This is a genomic window from Rouxiella sp. Mn2063 (genome assembly GCF_049319665.1).
GTDB lineage: Bacteria > Pseudomonadota > Gammaproteobacteria > Enterobacterales > Enterobacteriaceae > JBMOUD01.
Map to the genome: position 1 here is coordinate 430,509 of NZ_JBMOUD010000001.1, position 17,910 is coordinate 448,418.

Sequence of the window (17,910 nt, forward strand, 5' to 3'; positions counted from 1 at the left end):
GCCGGTCGCGTTCGGCAGAGTTGATATATTCCTGTTCAGTGATAGGCGACCGAACCTGCGCAGCGCTTACATAACTCCCCATTTCAAAATAAAAAAGGGCCCTCAGTCTGACTGAGAGCCCTTTTTGTGCATATCTAAAAACAGATTACATCGCTGCTGCGACTGGTGTTTGCTCAGCGCTAACCTGAATTGGCATACCTGAACGCTGCTGGATAGCTTTGTCGAGGATCTGCTGGTTAACACTTGGGTCTGTCATCAGAAGTTTGTCAGAACCGGTCAGCACAACTGGCAGAGGTTCTTGTGACTCAAACTCTTGTTGGTTAGCAGACAGCGGATTGTGAACTTCAATGTAACGCACGCCATTTGGCTCAACGGTGGTTTTCACCGGATCGTTGATGAACTGCACGCGGGTTCCTGCTGGAACGTTATCGAAGATCCATTTGATATCAGCTGCACGCAGACGTACACAACCGTGGCTTACACGCAGACCGATACCGAAGTTGGCATTGGTACCATGGATAGCGTACAAGTTGCCGATATACATGGCATACAGACCCATTGGGTTGTCTGGACCCGCTGGGAATACTGCTGGCAGGCTTTGTCCCGCGGCAGCGTATTCAGCGTGCATTTTCGCTGTTGGTGTCCAGGTTGGGCCTGCTTTTTTATATTTGATCGAGGTAACCCAGTTCATCGGTGTATCTTTACCCAACTCACCAATACCGATTGGCAATACGACAACGGTATTCGAACCTTTCGGATAGTAATACAGACGCATTTCAGCGCTATTGATCACGATACCTTCATGTGGTGTGTTCGGCAGAATCAATTGGTGTGGAATGGTCAACACGGTGCCAGGCGTTGGCAGGTAGGTATCTACACCTGGATTGGCTTCCAGCATGTTAGATAGACCCATTTGGAACTGGGCGGCAAAATGTTCCAACGGCAGCTTGCTGCCTTGTGGGATAACAAAAGTGGTATTTTCACCGACCAGACGGCCATTATTCGCTGGCAACGGATAGACGACTGCAAAAGCAGCTTGGCTATACGCAACAACGGCAAAAACCATAGTACAGATTGCGCGAATGCTCATTTTCATAGTTTTAAAGGTTTTCTAGCCACACAGGCAGTAGTTTATGGGAACTTACCCGGAACAATGGGTGCTGAACGACCCGTTAATTGTAAGTACACAGGGGCTCGATAGAGAACCAATATGTGTAACTATTCGCTTTTCGGGGACTGTAATTATAGATAATTATTACTCGTAGGCCAAAACTTTCGCATCTGACACGAAAAGTTATTCATATTCAGGCAGTACAAGGAAAAATCCTGTCTGACATTAGGGTAAATATATGCTTTTTAGTCGCTAAAAAAGGTGAACTTAGCCGCTGACAGGCCAAGTGCCGCCGCTAAAGTAGCGGGCTAAAAAATATAATCTGAAACAGATTTTTTAAGAAAAAACGATGTGTTGCCAAAGACCTCATCCTGACTGGTAAATTTGCAGGCAGGATGAGGAGAACACTATCAGTCAGCGGGCTTAAAAATCATAGCCAAGGGTAGCAACAACACTACGTTCTTGTCCCCAATAGCAGTAGCTAGTGCCATAGCAGGCGGCAACATATTTTTTATCGGTTAAATTGTTGACGTTAAGCTGCACAAACGCGCCTTTTAACGATGGGGTGAACTGGGCCAAATTCACCCGCACTGAAGCATCAAGCAGGGTTGTTGACGGCATACGTTGGGTATTTTCATTATCGGCCCACTGTTTGCCGATGTAGCGGACACCAGCGCCGAGATCAACGCCTGCCGCCGCTTTATATTGCCCCCATAATGAAGCCATTTGATTTGGGGTGATATAAGGCGTGTGACCATCGTTACCGTCCACCGCGTCTTTAAATCTCACACGATTGAGTGTGTAACCGCCGATCACACTCAGACGCTGAGTTAACTGGGTGCGTGCTTCCAACTCAAGACCTTGTGAGTGAACTTTGCCTGCCGGTACGTAGTAACTACCTTGGACGACGCGGTTACCCACATCATTTTGCGTCAAATCGTATAAAGCAGCAGAGTATAGATCGCTGGTTCCCGGCGGCTGATATTTCAACCCGGCTTCGTATTGTTCACTGACGGTAGGTTTCAACAAATTGCCATTGATATCTGGCAATGTGGATGGCGTCATCGCTTGGCTATAGCTGATATAAGGCGAAAGGCCGCTATCAAAGGCATATAACAACGAGGCGCGGCTGCTGAAATGATGATCATTGCGCTCATCAACATTATCTGAGGTATACAGCAGTTGTTGTGTCGTGTTTTTAGTTTTCAGGTCGTCATAACGTCCCGATAGTGTCAGATGCCATTTATCCAGCGTCATCTCATCTTGTAAATAAACGCCAGCCTGCTCATAACGACGTTTAGCATGGGTTGCGCTATACATCGAGATAGCATCACCGCCGGTCCAACCGGTATAAGGATCAAGCTGGCTGGCGGTACCACCTTCAGTGCTAAGATTATTAGTAAAGTGCTGATAATCGACGCCCAGTACCATTTTATGTTCAAGGGCGGCAGTGGCGAAATCCGCTTCTAATTGGTTGTCGATAGAGAAGGCATCCAGTGATGAATTCTCACCAGAATAATAACGGTTGAGCAGCGTTCGGCTGTCATTCCAGCCGCCTTGATAAACTTGCTCTAACTGGGTATTAGAATGGGTATAACTGGTATTTTGGCGGAATGACCACGTGTCATTAAAGGCGTGCTGGAACGCGTAGCTATAAATCTGTTCCCAACGTTTAAAGACGTTATTGCTGCTCTGACCGTCGAAGAAACCACGGCCAAGCTTATCGCCACGCGCACTATACAAACTGCCATCACCAGGCACTGAGGCGTGGTAGCCACCGGAGGGATCTTTTTGCAGATAAGCACGAAGCAACAATGAGGTATTTTCATCAGGCTGCCATAGCAATTGTGGCGAAATGGCATAGCGCTCTTCGCGCTGATGGTCGAATTGGGTATCACTGCTGCGGGTCATCCCGGTGAGACGGTACGCCCACTGGTCGTTAATGGCGCCGGTGTAATCAAAGGCGCCGCCGGCAGTGTTTTGGCTACCGCCGGACAGGCGAAAATGCCCTTCGTTGTTGAACTGAGGTCGTTTAGAAGTTTCTATTACCACGCCACCAGGAATACTTTGTCCATAAAGTGCAGAAGAGGGGCCTTTAACCACATCAATACGTTCTAAGAACCAAGGGTCAACTTGAATGGCGTTAAAACTGCCACCATCGCTGAGTATACGCAATCCATCTAAGAAGGTGTTATTAACATCACCGCCGTGAAAGCCGCGTAAGGAAATGGTGTCATAACGTGTTGCCCCACCAGCAAAGTTGGTGAAAACACCCGGTGTATAGTTAAGCGCGGCGTTTACTGTGGTGGCATTTTGGTCGTCCATCTGCTGACGAGTAATGACCGAAACAGCCTGGCCGGTGGTGATCAGGGGTTGATCGGTCTTAGTTGCGCCTTTGCTATTTTTAGCGGTGTAACCCTGCGTTGGGGCATCGGCGCTGCTATTTGGCGCAGCGTTAACGACTAGCGTATCTTCTGCCAGCACTGCTGAAGGCACGGCTATCGCCATGACACAAAGTAGGTGGGAACGTTTAAGGGGAAAGGCTAACCGCATAACTATAAATCCCTATGAGTAAGTCACTAATGACGTATCAATGCCCTTTGTAGAGGCGATATTTGATGCGTTAACGTTGGTAACAAAAAGTAAGTAATCACTTGAATGCTAAATGTAATAAGAATTATTATCATTATTATTTTAAGATTTTTAGTATAAATGTGAATAAATACGGCAAAAAGAGAGGGCACTAGGAGGATTAGGCGTAATACCCTTGGTAATAACGAGGTGTAAGGCGGGATTTGGATGTTATTAAGTGAGTGTTTATATCAATGTTAGTGATGGCGTATCGCCTGATAAGCCATCTTGATGGGAACTTAAAGCCACAACACTACATAGACCAGGCCTTGCCAAACTAAGCGGCGACTAAGCCCAAAACTGCACCTAACGCCAGTACCCACAGCGGATGGATTTTCTTATTAAGCGCTAACAGCGTACACAGGGCAATAATTCCCCCCAGCGCCCAGTTTCTGGCTGAAGCGTCAGCAATCAGCAGGCCACTTGATACGACTAACCCGACGGTGACCGGCACTAAACCTGTTTGCACAATCCGCCGCCATGGTTTGTCTTTGTAGCGTTTCCATCCGCCCATCACTACCAGCGTAATCAGCGAGGAAGGGCCGAATTTTGCCAGCGAAGACACCAGCAGCCCAGACCAACCAGCAACTTGCCAGCCGACAAGAGGAACAATCATCATGTTTGGGCCGGGCGCAGCCTGGGCTAGTGCAAACAAGGCATTAAATTCTTCGGCGCTCATCCAGTGATGAATCTGCACAACTTCACGCTGCATCTCCGGCAAAATAGTATTGCCGCCGCCGAATGCCATCACAGATAATTGGGTAAATAGCAGGGCTAAGCTGACCAAAATAGCGATCATTTTCCACTCCTCCAAAACAGCAAGATGCTCACCGGTGCTAAAATCAGCATCACCGGTAACATCGGCAGACGCAGCCAGGCAATCGCAATCAGGCTGGCGGCAACAATAGCTAATTGCAGCCACTTGCCACGCAGCGGTGCCAGCATCTTGATACCGGTGGATAATAGTAATCCCGCGGCGGCGGCGGCCAGTCCGGCAAAGATATGCTCAACATAAAGATTGGTTTGATAGCGGGCGTAAATAAGTCCCAATAGGACGACTATCACTGTTGGGGCGAAGATAAGACCTAAAAGTGCGGATAAAGCGCCGCGTAAACCGCGAAACTCCATGCCTATTGCAACCGACAGGTTAATAATATTGCCGCCGGGTAAGAACTGGCATAAACCCAGTAATTCAACGAACTGGTCTGCAGTAAGCCAACGACGTTTTTCTACCAGCATACGGCGAGCCATGGGCAAAACGCCGCCGAATCCGGTCAGTCCTAAAACGAAAAAGCCCATAAAAAGTTGACCACAATCAGGCGTGATCAGAGAGTGTTCACGCTCGTTGCTCTCGATAGGCAGTGATGAAGTGGAAGTCTGTGACATGATGAGCGTCCATTAAATAATAGTAGCTGTAAAGGTATCGTTTTTTACTATGATCTACCTGATAATCTATTATGTCTAATGCCTTAAATATCTAAAAGGATACCTTGAAAGTATGGCAGTAATAGAACTACGTCGTTTACGCGCTTTCGTCACCGTAGTGGCCGAGGGGAATATCACCCGTGCTGCCGAGAAATTATTTATGCAACAGCCGCCACTGACTCGCTTATTGAAAGGGTTGGAGGATGAATTTGGCGTTGCGTTACTCAGGCGCTTACCTAGAGGCGTTGAAACCACCGACGCGGGGAATTTGCTATTCCAAGAAGCCACTAAATTACTTGAACAGGCGGAAAATCTCACCAACACAATGCAGCGTGTGGCAAAGGGCGACCGGGGAAGCATTGCTATCGGCTTTACCAGCTCGTCGGCACTGCATCCGTTTGTGCCACAAGTGCTGCGTCGTTATCGAGACATTTATCCTGCGGTGACAACACAACTCGATGAGTCGGGTAGCGGAGAGTTGTTACAAGCGTTACTGAACAAAAAGATTGATGTGGCCTTTGTGCGCATGCCGGTTAGCGGCATGCCTGAGCTGAAATCCGACCAAATTTTGCAAGAGCCGATGCTGGTGGCCTTGCCCGACAAACATCGCTTAGCGCAAGAAAATGACGCACCAGTCACGTTAACTGAACTGGTAAGCGAGCCTTTTATCCTTTATCGCCGTTTGGCCGGTCAAGGATTGTATGATGCAATTTTGGCCGCTTGTTTTCGTGCTGGATTTAGTCCGACGATAGTGCAGGAAGCGCCACGTCTGACCTCGTGTTTAAGCCTGGTCGGAGCAGGATTAGGTGTATCAATTGTCCCGGCTTCTATGGCGCGTTTAGGTGGTGAAGGTATTCATTACCGACCGTTGTCGGCTGATTCAGGGCTGTTCGCTTCGCTTTACTTGGCTCAACGCAAAGAGAGCAAGCCGTCACCGGTGATTTATACATTTTGTGAATTGGTAAAATCGCTACTTGCAGAGCGGCAGGGTTAATCCATTAGCCGATATTTTCTTTTAAGTGTTTGCATACAGTATCGAATGTGATGTTATCGCTTTGAATTGCTGCTAATAAAGAATCCAGCAGCCCAGGGAAGCGGGCATCAATATCTTCGCGGCGCAGAGACAGAAGATTAGCGCGGCCATCGGGACGTTGCCAAATCACGCCGCTTTCACGTAATACTCGCCAATGGTGAGTCAGTGTCGATTTAGGCAATCCATGTAATAAAGTGCCACAGGCATGTTCACCGCCATTCGCCAATACTCTCACCACGGCCAGTCTTAGCGGATTACCCAGTGCCATCAGTACATTTTCTAAGCGTATTTGTTGGCGCTCAGGGTGGTTGGCAATCATAACGCTCCTAATTATTTCATTATTTACTTACATATCAGGCTGGTCTACACACCAGAAAATCCTGTGCGGACAGCAATATAGCCTAAGCTTTTATTATCATGCAACGCGCGTCCCCTCTGTTGTTTGCACATTATCCCGATATCAGTAATAGTTTAAATCTATTGTTCGATTATACTCGTACTATTGTAATGTATGTTCGTTAGACAATACTTAACGTGAACTAATCAATAAACGGGTAAGCGAGGCTCCCGTTACTTTAATTTAGCCATCATCTACAAAGGATATTATATGGCTCGTAAAACTCCTATTGAGCGCTACCGTAATATCGGTATCTCAGCCCACATCGACGCCGGTAAAACGACCACCACTGAGCGTATCCTGTTCTATACCGGCATGAACCACAAATTGGGTGAAGTGCATGACGGTGGTGCAACAACGGACTGGATGGAGCAGGAGCAAGAGCGCGGAATTACCATTACTTCCGCGGCTGTGACTTGCTTCTGGCAAGGCATGGACCATTCATTTGATGAGCATCGTATCAATATTATTGATACGCCAGGACACGTGGATTTCACCATTGAGGTTGAACGTTCTATGCGTGTGCTCGATGGTGCGGTGATGGTATATGACTCGGTCGGTGGCGTGCAGCCGCAGTCCGAAACAGTGTGGCGTCAGGCGAATAAATATCAGGTGCCGCGTCTAGCCTTTGTCAACAAAATGGACCGTCCTGGTGCTGATTTCTTTCGCGTACGACAAATGATGGTCGAACGCCTTAAAGCTAATCCTGTGCCGATTGTTATTCCAATTGGTAAGGAAGATTCTTTTATTGGCGTGGTCGATCTGCGAAAAATGCGCGCTATTTACTGGGATGATGCGACACAAGGTATGACCTTCAACTACGACGTTATCCCGGATGATTTATTGGCCGTAGCACAAGAGTGGCGAGAAAACATGGTTGCCGCCGCCGCAGAAGCTAACGATGAGCTAATGAATACCTACCTCGAACAAGGGGAATTGAGTGAGGACGACATCACAGCGGGTCTGCGTCAGAGGACCATTGCCGGAGAGATCCAGCCGATGTTGTGCGGCAGTGCATTTAAGAACAAAGGCGTACAGCGCATGCTTGATGCGGTGGTTGAGTTAATGCCCTCGCCGCTGGATATTGCTGCGGTGACTGGCACCGATGAACAAGGGCAGGAAGTCAGCAGACAGGCCAACGATAACGAGAAGTTCTCCGCGTTGGCCTTCAAACTGATGACCGATCCTTTTGTCGGGCAGTTAACCTTTGTGCGGGTTTATTCTGGTGTATTGTCGAAAGGTGATAGCGTTTACAACCCGGTGCGCGGTAAGAAAGAGCGTATTGGTCGTATTGTGCAGATGCATGCCAATATCCGTCATGAAGTGGATGAAATTCGCGCTGGCGATATTGCGGCTTGCGTCGGGCTAAAAGACGTGACGACAGGGGAAACGCTGTGTGATCCGAATGCGGTATTAACCTTGGTGCGCATGGAGTTCCCAGAGCCGGTGATTTCTCAAGCTATCGAGCCAAAAACTAAGGCCGATCAGGAGAAAATGGGCATTGCGTTACAACGTTTAGCTTCTGAGGACCCGTCGTTCCGTATTCGTACCGATGAAGAGTCCGGTCAGACGATTATCTCCGGTATGGGGGAATTGCATCTGGAAATTATTGTTGACCGTATGAAGCGTGAATTTGGCGTTGAGGCCAACATCGGGAAACCACAGGTGACCTATCGTGAAACGGTACGTCAGGCGGTACAAGATGTTGAAGGGAAATTTGTGCGCCAATCCGGTGGTAAAGGGCAATATGGGCATGTTGTTTTTAGCCTTGAACCACAGGAGGCTGGCAAAGGGTTTACCTTTGTTGATGCAACTAAAGGTGGCGTAGTGCCACGAGAATATCTGCCTGCGGTAGAGAAAGGCGTAGTTGAAGCCTTGAATACTGGCGTGTTGGCTGGATATCCAGTGGTAGACGTGAAAGTGACATTAACCTTTGGTTCGTATCACGAGGTGGACTCGTCGGAAATGGCCTTTAAGATGGCGGCGATATTCGGCTTTAAAGAGGCCGCCAAACGTGCGAAACCGGTGATTTTGGAGCCAATGATGCACGTCGAGGTGGAAACGCCAGAAGATTATGCGGGCAGCGTGATGGGCGACTTGTCCTCCAGACGTGGCATAGTGCAAGGGATGGAGGAGATCTTAGGGGGCGGCGGTAAGTTAATTAAAGCTGATGTGCCATTATCAGAGATGTTTGGCTATTCCACGGTATTACGCTCAATGTCGCAAGGACGGGCAACTTATACCATGGAGTTCCATCATTATGCCCAGGCTCCGAATAACGTTGCTGATGATATTATTGCTTCGCGTCATAAATAGCAGTACAGAGCACGATAACAACTGAAATGAAACGGCTTATGTGCGTTATGACATAAGCCGTTTTTTATAGTCAATTTTATTGTTCATAACAACATGTCGAGAGATATCTGCGCAATTTTACGGATGAATTTTGCCAAGAATTTAATGCTTATTTTAATAACAGGGGCATAAAATAAATGGCGTCGATTCCTTCATAAATTGCTGAAATTAACAGCGTGATTAGAATTAATGGATAAAATCGAGCGGTTGATATTAACCCGGCATGATAGCCATCCCAGCGTGATGTCATCCCATAGCGTGTCGGCCAAAAGAACATGCTACCATGAACCCAAGCTGCAAATGCGGCTAAAATATAAGCTTGACTTTCGATCAGCCAGGTCAACGTGTGTAGGATCATAGTTATTTTATCTGGGCCAATCGGTGCAAATAAAAAACCCCATAAAACAGCGCGATATAATACAGCGAGAATACCAATAAATGGAATGATGAACGAGGGCAATGTCGTCATGCTTAACGTGATAACAAGGTTAACTAAGAACGTAATCACAATAGAAAACACGATATTTCCATGCTCGTAGACATCACCTGTCGTTTTAAAGATCCCTGGCTTGGCAAAAACTTGTTCAATATCCGGCTTAAAATAGTTTTGTATTTCTGAAGCATATGACGTAGTTAATATGGTCAAAATTAATATTGTGTAAAATGCAAGATTGATATTAATGAGTGCTTTTTTATGTTGCTTGATAATCAATAATGCATTTTTTATGCAAGACATTTTTTATTCCTGAGTAGGTGAGTAGTTATTATTTTTTAATGCGTTATGCTTTTATCACCGTTTTCTTAAAGCACAATTTCAAGACGGCAGTTCGCGTCGTCCCTTTTTGGGGCTTTTTATCATCATGCCCAAGTGCCCCCATTGCGGCGTTGATAATATCTCCTCGCCATTGCTGTTGCAGACCCAAACGGGCTGCTAATAAGGCAATGGCTCCCATACCACTAAATGCGCTGGTAACTCGAATAATGCGTTCCTGGCTGGCGGTTGTTAAATCGATACCTAGTGCCGCATAGGCGATGAAGCCAATTTGTGTTAGCTCAGGGTCAATATTTGGACTATCTGCCAACCGATTTCCTAATGCCGAAATACCAGGCCAATTGAAGGTAAAATCGACAGCGGCAGCAATGACAGCCTGTTGGCGATCGCTCCCTACAGGCATATGCTCAACGTTATCAAATACCGTACGTATAAATTCCGCTAACGTCTTGAGCACTGCATTGTAGATCGCTTGTTTATTCGGATAGCGATGAAGCAGATCTGCTTTCGAATATTTCATTGCATTAGCAATCGCCTGTAATGAGGTATGTTCAATCCCATACTTGGCAAACAACCCGGCAGCATGGTCGATCAATTTAGCCTCTATTTCATCTTTGCTAAGTCTTGTCATGGGCCTTATCCGTTAGGTCATCGTGAAACTTACTATTACGTACGGTCCCTTACTGCTGGGGGACTATTTTGCATTGTGCAAAACGTTAACGGCTGACATTGCTGAGTTAGCAATATCAACAGCTAACGTCTCTTCAGGTCAGAACGATGATAATAATATACCAAATAGGTTTGTTTTCTACCATTTTGGTAGATTAAATTTTAAGTTTATTTAATCTATTGAAAATAAAGGATTGTTTTTAGGTTTTTTCACGTAAGGGAAGCTAAAAAATACAAACGGCCTATGTTGATAACAACATAAGCCGTTTGTTACGGTCTGCTAATTAATGGGCAGGATGCAGAGTATCGTTCAGGAATTGCGTTGCCTGGGCTACCGCGGAAATAGCCGCTGGCGTTTGGCCTAAAGCATTGAGCATTACAAAGTCATGAATGGTGCCGTTATAACGGGTGGAGGTAACACGAACACCGGCCTGCGTGAGTTTACGTGCATAGGCTTCGCCTTCATCGCGCAGTACATCGTTTTCATCAGTAATAACTAACGCTTGTGGTAAACCTTTCAGCTGTTCTAGTGAAGCATTAAGCGGGGACAAATGTGGATCGGCACGTTTGGCAATGTTTGGCTCATACTGATTCCAGAACCATTTCATCCCATCGCGAGTTAACCAAGGGCCATTGGCAAATTCATTATATGAACCGTTATTAAAATTGGCGGAGGTGACTGGGTAGAACAGCAGCTGTGCGGTAATTGCCGGCGTCTTGCGTTCTTTAGCCAGTAGCGTAACAACCGCTGTCATATTGCCCCCGACGCTATCACCGGCAACCGCCAATTTTGATGCGTCGATATTAAATTCAGCGGCATGTTCAGCGACATATTTAGTCACTGCGTAATCTTCTTCAACCGCCACAGGGTAACGATTTTCAGGGGAGCGGCTGTAATCAACAAACACTAATGTGGCGTGGCTACCGACGGCCAACTGACGGACCAAGCGATCGTGGGTAGATTTGTCACCCATAACCCAACCTGCACCGTGGAAATAGATAATGACTGGCAATTTGCCTGTCGCACCATGAGGACGAATAACACGAATATTAGTGCTGCCTTTTGGACCAACAGGCAGCACTTTGTCCTCAATATCAACGCTCAATAAACCTGTTGGATTAGCTTGAGCTGATGCCAATACATTGCGGGCGGCGGTAGGCGTCATTTTATAAATTGGTGTAGAACCCGCTAATGAGTCAATAAAGTGCTGGGTGGTTGGCTCTAACAGCGGGGCGGCCATTACACTGCCTGAAAGTAGAGATAATGCCAGAGTCGTTGCTGCCGCTAAGGTGGTTTTTTTCATTTTTGTTTCTCATCAATATGTTGTGAATAAAAAAGTCTGTCGTGAGCGTGAACGTATGCCGTGAACGCTTTTATTATTAACTCGTTAAAAAGTAGTTTGCAATTAAATTGTGCACTATTTAATTGTGTTTGATAAGATCTAATCGAGAGTGAAGGCATAGACTTCATCTCAACATATTGAAAAGTAAGATGTAGCTATCATTTTAGGGCGAGGTGATATTTTTTTGAAAAATGGCGCTTTCGCGCCATATTAGGGCATTATTTTTTCTTGCGGGAGATAACGAGTTTATCTTTTGGCTTGTCTTTCCAATCCTCAGCTTGGTTACTGAAATTATCAGCCAACAGGTAATTTGGTGTTTTCGCTATCCAATCTGACAGTGAGATGTCTTGATAAATACCGTTGTCCAGCACCACTAATACTTTCAGATCTTCATCACCGGTGTTTTCAATGTAATGACCAAATCCTTGCGGCACATAGCCAATATCCGTTGGCCCAAAATCAGAGGTTTGTGCATGGCCGTGAGAACTAAATACCGTCATGCGTCCGGTTCCTGAAATGTAGTATTGCCATTCGTTAGCATTCGGATGCCAGTGGAGCTCACGTACTGCACCTGGTTTAACAATTTCAATCGCCCCGGTAATGGTTTTTGAAATTGGGAATTCTTTTGATGAAACCAGATGGACACTCCCCGCGTCACTCTCAAAGAATGGTTTTTGTTTCATCAGTTGATAACGGTGAGTGAGGGGAGAATCATCTCGGCCACCGTCATTTTTTGGCAAAGGTAAGGCTGGCGGTGTCTTACCACCAACGATATAAGCTTCACCTTGTTTGGTTTTGGAGAAAATAGAAGCGGGCATGTTAATGCTCTTCTCTAACACTTCTTTTGGCATATGTGTTATCCAGTCGGTAATACTAAAAGTACCGAACTCGGAAAAATGCCCGTTATCGAAGGTCAGAATAAAATGCGCCCCTTCTTCTAATGCCTGAATAGAGTGGCCATAACCTTTAGGGAAATACCAGACGTCACCCGGGCCAAAATCTGCCACTTCACTGGTTCCTTCAGGGTCAATGATGGTGATTCGCGCCCGGCCTTCGAGCATAAAAGCCCATTCTGCGGCGATAGCATGCCAGTGCAACTCGCGTAATCCGCCAGGTTCGAGAGTCATATCTACGCCTGCGACACCTTCCGAAATTGGGAATTGTGTAACAGTTGCCTCTCTGGCCCAGCCATAAGGTAGTGAACGTTTATGGCTTTTGCTGATTTGATATTTGTAGAGATCTTTTGCTCCTTTTTCCGGCTCAAAAGAGGTTGGTGGCACAATGTTGCGATATTCATCGGCCTCTGCCGTATTAATTAACCCACCCGCCAGGGCACCAAGGGCTGATGCTTTTAATATATCTCTGCGTGACAGCATTATGTTTCTCCAGGTTATTGTTGTTTTTGTCGTTTCGACTTTTAATAAATTGCAGGTGTGCCAAATGTATATTTCATAAGTGTGATGAGAATGATTGTTATTCTTTTTTATTGTTGTTCTTATTGTTTTAAAAAATATAAATCAAGAGAATCCAGGTGGTTAGAGGAATTTAAAATAAGCTGTTAGGAAATGTGTTAAATGAAAGGAAATACTAACAATAATTAATTGTAGTTAAACAGCATAAATAAATAATGGAGTGAGTTAACATCTTTGGGTAAAGAGGTTTGACTTAAGGACATATTCTGTTATGACATATTTGTAACGTGTATAAATTATAGACAATAAAATTATAACCAATAAAAATAATATTGATTGTTTATTTTATATACCCCCAAGGCCTAAACCTGGTGATGTAATCGCTCGGGATCTGTGTACTGTTAGCAGTTCCCGAGATGATATTTTAAAAGTGTGATCGTATATTATTGACAAGTGCCAATATTCTTAATTGCTTATATCGTGTCCCAGCGCATTCATGGCGGCGGTGATAATGTGTTCGCGCCATTGTTGCTGCAAGCCTAAACGAGCGGCAATGAGCGCTGTCGCTGCGATACCACTGAATGCGCTAGTCACGCGAACAATGCGTTCTTGGTTTGCTGTGGTTAAGTCCGTTCCCAGAGCGGAATAAACAATAAATCCCATCTGGGTCAACTCAGGATCAACATTTTCATTCTCGTCGGCTAGTCGATTCCCGAGTGCCGACACACCTGGCCAGTCAAAGGTAAAGTCGACAGACGCTTCGATGACTGCACGTTCGCGTTCGATACCTAGCGGCATTTTCTCAACATCAGAGAACACTGTGCGTATAGATTCTCCTACCGTTTTCAGTGCCGCATCGTAAATCGCTTGTTTACTCGGGTAGTGATGGAGGAGACCCGCTTTGGAGTAGTTAACCGCGTCGGCAATTTGTTGTAATGACGTGTGGGCAAAGCCATGTCTGGCAAACAAACCGGCTGCGCGGTCGATGATTTCGGCATCGATTTCTGATCTGGTAGGTCTTGGCATAATACGCTTCACGCCCGTTGAGATAATGTGTTGGTATAATATACCAACTTGGTTGGCATTCGGCCATTATGGTTGGAATGGGATATAGCCAGACTGTATAAAAAACGACTTAAATTATCGTTAGAACAACCTAAGTCGTTTTCTCTATTAAAGAGCTTCAAACCAGGCGAGATTAAGATGCTTCTAACGCTCTGACCCGTTTAATCCTGTGCTCTTCCTGGGCGTCGTGACTTGGATAGAGACTGAAATTGAATGCTATCTCGGTGTGTGGGCAGGGCATATTTCGCTGCGTGCAAATCTGTTCATCATTGACGATCACAGGGTTAGCAATTAGCTCATCACGAGTCGCAAAAGCAAAATCTTCCCACAAGTATTTATCGCCATTGAGATTTATTTGTGAGGTCAGGTGCCGGTAGCCGTGAGCGGAGATAAAAAAGTGAATATGGGCTGGTCGGTTGCCGTGACGGCCCAATTTATTGAGCAGTGTTTGGGTCGGGCCATCAGGAGGGCAACCATAACCGGAGGGCACAATGCTCCGTGCACAATAGCGGCCTTGCGCATCAGTTCTTATACGCCGTCGCAGGTTAAACTCACTTTGTGATTTATCAAAATAAGAGTAATTTCCCAGCGTATTAGCATGCCAGATATCGACAATAGCGCCGCTGAGAGGCTGCCCATTGATATCAGTGATTTTCCCATATAGCCACAGCGGAATATCGCGGCTAGTTTGCGTTGTTGCTTCATCCATGCGGGCGAAGCCATCGGATAGCGGCGCATTAGCAACATATAATGGGCCTTCAATCGTCCGTGGGGTTCCGCCCTGATAGCCCTGTAGCTGGTCGCGGGCATCTTCTCTGATATCAAGGTAGTGCTCCAGCCCTAATCCTGCAGCAAGAAGAGCGGCCTCCTGATGAGTACCAAGGAAATGTAAATAGTTAACGGCCTGCCAAAACTCTTCCTGCGAGATATCATATTGATCAATTAAGTTGCAGATATCGCCTAGCAGATGATGAATAATTTTCTTTAAACGTGGATCGCCCCCATCATTATTTAATCCACTACTTATCTGTAATAATGCCGTCAGGCTTTGCTGTAGATTAGCTTGCTTTGTCATAATGTGTTCCTCATCGCGTTATATTGTTGCTGCTCTGGGCCAACATTAAGCTTTATATCCATTCTTCCTCTCTGTCATAGGTGTCGCAGACTCGCATGCGGACTGCTTTTCTATGTCTCGGCTATTTTGGATATACGACGAAGCTCAGTATTGTTCATTACTCATTTTATTAGCTATTTTCATTGCCTATTTGATTAGCTGTCGTCTTCCCTGATTGCCGATGGATGCCTGCAAAGCGCTTCTACCCTAATGTCCATATATGGGAAAAGAGGCAGGTTGGATATGATGTCGTGTAATTCGCTATGACTATCGACATCAAATATGCTGACATTCGCATAGCTGCCGACAATGCGCCAAATGTGCCGCCACTTTCCCTCTCGTTGTAATTTTTGCGCATAGTTTTTTTCTCGCCTTTTAATTTCGTCTGCCACCTCTTTAGGCATATCAGGGGGGATATTGACAACCATCTCGACTTTATAAAGCATCGTTATTCTCCGATTATGATCCGCTTAGGACACTACTGAATACGATGGCCGCTGGCAGGGCGTTGATAGAAGCTGACTTTATCTTCATCAATGCTAACGCCTAACCCCGGCGAATTAGGTAAACTCACTCGACCTTGTTCAAAAACCAGCGGCGTGGTTATCACATCATCTTTTAGCAATAAGGGGCCAAACATTTCTGACCCCCAATATAATGTTTGTGTTGACCAGGCGTGTAAGGCGGCAATGGTGCCTATCGAACCTTCTAGCATGGTGCCGCCGTAGAGCCCAATCCCCGCAGCATTGGCAACGTGTGCCAGTTTTAACGCTTGTGCCGGTCCTCCCGCTTTAGCGATTTTTAACGCATAAGCACCGGTAAAACCGGCGGCAGCGAGTGCATAGCCGTCATACAGTGTTGATACGGCTTCGTCGGCTAAAATAGGCAGGGTAAAGCGCTGGCTTAATTCGACTAATGCAGTCTTGTTCCATAGCGCTATAGGCTGTTCAACCAGGTCAATCCCAATATCTTGTAATGCAGCTATCCCTTTGATCGCAGTAGCAGTATCCCATGCCTGATTAACATCAACGCGAAGGCTCACGCTGTCCCCTAGCGCCTGTCTGATGGCCAGCGTGTGGCGCAGATCTTCAATTAACGGTTTAGCTCCGATCTTCAATTTGAAGGTATTGTGCCGGCCCTGCGCTAATAGTTTCCGCCCTTCGGCAATGTCCTGTTTGGTATCGCCACTGGCTAATGTCCATAGTACGGGCAACGCATTGGTCTGTGCGCCGCCAAGTAACGCGCTGATAGGAAGGCCGAGTTTTTTTCCTACTGCATCAAGAAAGGCAGTTTCGAGGGCAGATTTGGCAAAACTATTCCCTTTCACATACTGGTCCATACACTGATGAAGGGTTTCGACACCAGAAAATTCGTGTCCTACCAGTCGCGGTGCAAGATAAGTATCAATCGCCGATTTAATACTTTCCGGGCTTTCAGGACCGTAGCCCAAACCACCTATCGTTGTAGCTTCCCCCCAGCCGACAATACCTTGAGAACAGCTCATTTTAACCAGCAGCAATGTTTGGCAAGCCATTGTTGCCATCGATAATTTATGCGGGCGTATAGTGGGAATATCCAACAACATACTGTCAATTTTTTCGATAGTCAGTTGCATGAAGCCATCCTTTAAGGCGTCCTATCTTGTGGATAGGGAGCCTGTTGATAAGGGAAGTTCCTGTAAGATAATCCTCCATGAGGAGAATGGCCCGACTGTGGCGGTTCCAGCAGAAAGTCAATCACGGCGGCATTAAAAGCATCGGGGCAAGAGAGATTAGAAAGATGCCCTGTTGGCAGGATTATCAGGTTAGCCTGCGGTGCTTTTTCGTGAATAAATGTTGACTCCTCGACCGTGGTTATCGGGTCTTGCGATCCAGCAATAATCAACATTGGGCGTACCATGTTGCTGACTTCACTACGTAAATCGGCTGTAGATAACGCTAAGCAACAGGCCGCGTAGCCTGCAGGCTGGCTGGTGGCTAATCGACCAATCATGACTTGCAGTAAGCGAGGATTTTTTTGGATAAACTCCTCGTTGAACCAGCGAGCTGGCGAATTGATAGCGATATCTTGCAAACCATCGCGTTGCGCTTTTTGACTGCGTTGCTGCCAACTAAGGGCGTTGCCAATACAGGCGGCAGAATTAGCGATAACCAGCTTGTTCATGCGCTGTGGTGCATAGCGATTAAGCCATAAGCCAGTCAGTCCCCCCATTGAAATGCCACAGAAATGGGCCCGAGCGATATTGAGGTGATCGAGTAATTCAATAACGTCTTTTCCTAACTCTTCAAGCGTCAAAGGGGAGGGACCAAGAGGCGTATTCCCATGTCCGCGTTGGTTATAGCGTATAACGAAAAAATGTTCACATAACGCCGATATCTGCGGGTGCCACATATCGAGCCATGTACCTAAAGAGTTTGACAGTACCAGTGCTGGGGCCGCTGGTGAGCCGTCAAGCCGGTAATCAATATTCATTTTTCCTCCCTACGGCATCTATGCAACACGTAACGGAATATCTTCTTTGATAGTGAGGAGCGGAGCGTAACTCGGGTTCTTTTGTCTGCCTTCGTCGTCGATACCGTGTTT

General features: G+C 46.3%; 16 protein-coding genes. 2 read left to right on the forward strand and 14 right to left on the reverse strand.

The window, feature by feature from the left end; genetic code table 11:
* Positions 1 to 145: 145 nt before the first annotated feature.
* From ACL9RG_RS01815 to ACL9RG_RS01830, 4 genes are all read right to left on the reverse strand, one after another.
* Positions 146 to 1,096: a L,D-transpeptidase family protein gene (locus tag ACL9RG_RS01815; RefSeq protein WP_422790845.1), complete on the reverse strand. Its 951-nt coding sequence runs from the start codon at positions 1,094 to 1,096 to the stop codon at positions 146 to 148.
* 438 nt (positions 1,097 to 1,534) lie between these two features.
* Positions 1,535 to 3,664, reverse strand: a complete 2,130-nt coding sequence (locus ACL9RG_RS01820) for a TonB-dependent siderophore receptor (RefSeq protein WP_422790846.1) — start codon at positions 3,662 to 3,664, stop codon at positions 1,535 to 1,537.
* A gap of 355 nt (positions 3,665 to 4,019) precedes the next feature.
* Positions 4,020 to 4,541: a chromate transporter gene (locus ACL9RG_RS01825; protein ID WP_422790847.1), complete on the reverse strand. Its 522-nt coding sequence runs from the start codon at positions 4,539 to 4,541 to the stop codon at positions 4,020 to 4,022.
* The gene (locus tag ACL9RG_RS01830) at positions 4,538 to 5,128 is read right to left on the reverse strand and encodes a chromate transporter (protein ID WP_422790848.1); all 591 of its coding nucleotides are present in this window, start codon (positions 5,126 to 5,128) and stop codon (positions 4,538 to 4,540) included. Before ACL9RG_RS01830 ends, ACL9RG_RS01825 begins: the two co-directional genes overlap by 4 nt.
* 112 nt (positions 5,129 to 5,240) lie before the next feature.
* Here ACL9RG_RS01830 and ACL9RG_RS01835 point away from each other — a divergent pair, with 112 nt between their 5' ends.
* On the forward strand, positions 5,241 to 6,161 hold the full coding sequence (locus ACL9RG_RS01835) for a LysR family transcriptional regulator (protein ID WP_422790849.1): 921 nt from the start codon (positions 5,241 to 5,243) through the stop codon (positions 6,159 to 6,161).
* Positions 6,162 to 6,165: 4 nt separating this feature from the next.
* Here ACL9RG_RS01835 and ACL9RG_RS01840 read toward each other — a convergent pair whose 3' ends face one another.
* Entirely contained in the window at positions 6,166 to 6,519 is a 354-nt protein-coding gene (locus ACL9RG_RS01840) for an ArsR/SmtB family transcription factor (protein WP_422790850.1), read from the reverse strand.
* A 288-nt stretch (positions 6,520 to 6,807) separates the two neighbouring features.
* Between ACL9RG_RS01840 and fusA the strand changes: the two genes are divergently transcribed.
* On the forward strand, positions 6,808 to 8,913 hold the full coding sequence (gene fusA, locus ACL9RG_RS01845) for an elongation factor G (RefSeq protein ID WP_422790851.1): 2,106 nt from the start codon (positions 6,808 to 6,810) through the stop codon (positions 8,911 to 8,913).
* Between the two features lie 148 nt (positions 8,914 to 9,061).
* Here the strand turns inward: fusA and ACL9RG_RS01850 are convergent, their stop codons facing one another.
* From ACL9RG_RS01850 to ACL9RG_RS01890, 9 genes are all read right to left on the reverse strand, one after another.
* Positions 9,062 to 9,688 (reverse strand): hypothetical protein, encoded by a 627-nt coding sequence (locus tag ACL9RG_RS01850; RefSeq protein WP_422790852.1) that lies wholly within the window; start codon positions 9,686 to 9,688, stop codon positions 9,062 to 9,064.
* Positions 9,689 to 9,731: 43 nt separating this feature from the next.
* Positions 9,732 to 10,355 (reverse strand): TetR/AcrR family transcriptional regulator, encoded by a 624-nt coding sequence (locus tag ACL9RG_RS01855; protein WP_422790853.1) that lies wholly within the window; start codon positions 10,353 to 10,355, stop codon positions 9,732 to 9,734.
* Between the two features lie 322 nt (positions 10,356 to 10,677).
* Positions 10,678 to 11,697 (reverse strand): alpha/beta hydrolase, encoded by a 1,020-nt coding sequence (locus tag ACL9RG_RS01860; RefSeq protein ID WP_422790854.1) that lies wholly within the window; start codon positions 11,695 to 11,697, stop codon positions 10,678 to 10,680.
* 257 nt (positions 11,698 to 11,954) lie between these two features.
* Positions 11,955 to 13,112: a cupin domain-containing protein gene (locus ACL9RG_RS01865; protein WP_422790855.1), complete on the reverse strand. Its 1,158-nt coding sequence runs from the start codon at positions 13,110 to 13,112 to the stop codon at positions 11,955 to 11,957.
* Between the two features lie 501 nt (positions 13,113 to 13,613).
* Positions 13,614 to 14,174 carry a TetR/AcrR family transcriptional regulator gene (locus tag ACL9RG_RS01870; RefSeq protein WP_422790856.1) on the reverse strand — a complete coding sequence of 187 codons (561 nt, stop codon included), beginning with the start codon at positions 14,172 to 14,174 and terminating at the stop codon, positions 13,614 to 13,616.
* Between the two features lie 172 nt (positions 14,175 to 14,346).
* Positions 14,347 to 15,288 carry a catechol 1,2-dioxygenase gene (gene catA, locus ACL9RG_RS01875; protein ID WP_422790857.1) on the reverse strand — a complete coding sequence of 314 codons (942 nt, stop codon included), beginning with the start codon at positions 15,286 to 15,288 and terminating at the stop codon, positions 14,347 to 14,349.
* A 194-nt stretch (positions 15,289 to 15,482) separates the two neighbouring features.
* The gene (gene catC / locus ACL9RG_RS01880; RefSeq protein ID WP_422790858.1) at positions 15,483 to 15,773 is read right to left on the reverse strand and encodes a muconolactone Delta-isomerase; all 291 of its coding nucleotides are present in this window, start codon (positions 15,771 to 15,773) and stop codon (positions 15,483 to 15,485) included.
* Positions 15,774 to 15,805: 32 nt separating this feature from the next.
* Positions 15,806 to 16,942, reverse strand: coding sequence for a muconate cycloisomerase family protein (locus ACL9RG_RS01885; RefSeq protein ID WP_422790859.1), 1,137 nt, complete (start codon positions 16,940 to 16,942; stop codon positions 15,806 to 15,808).
* An 11-nt stretch (positions 16,943 to 16,953) separates the two neighbouring features.
* Entirely contained in the window at positions 16,954 to 17,799 is an 846-nt protein-coding gene (locus ACL9RG_RS01890; RefSeq protein WP_422790860.1) for an alpha/beta fold hydrolase, read from the reverse strand.
* Positions 17,800 to 17,910 lie beyond the last annotated feature (111 nt).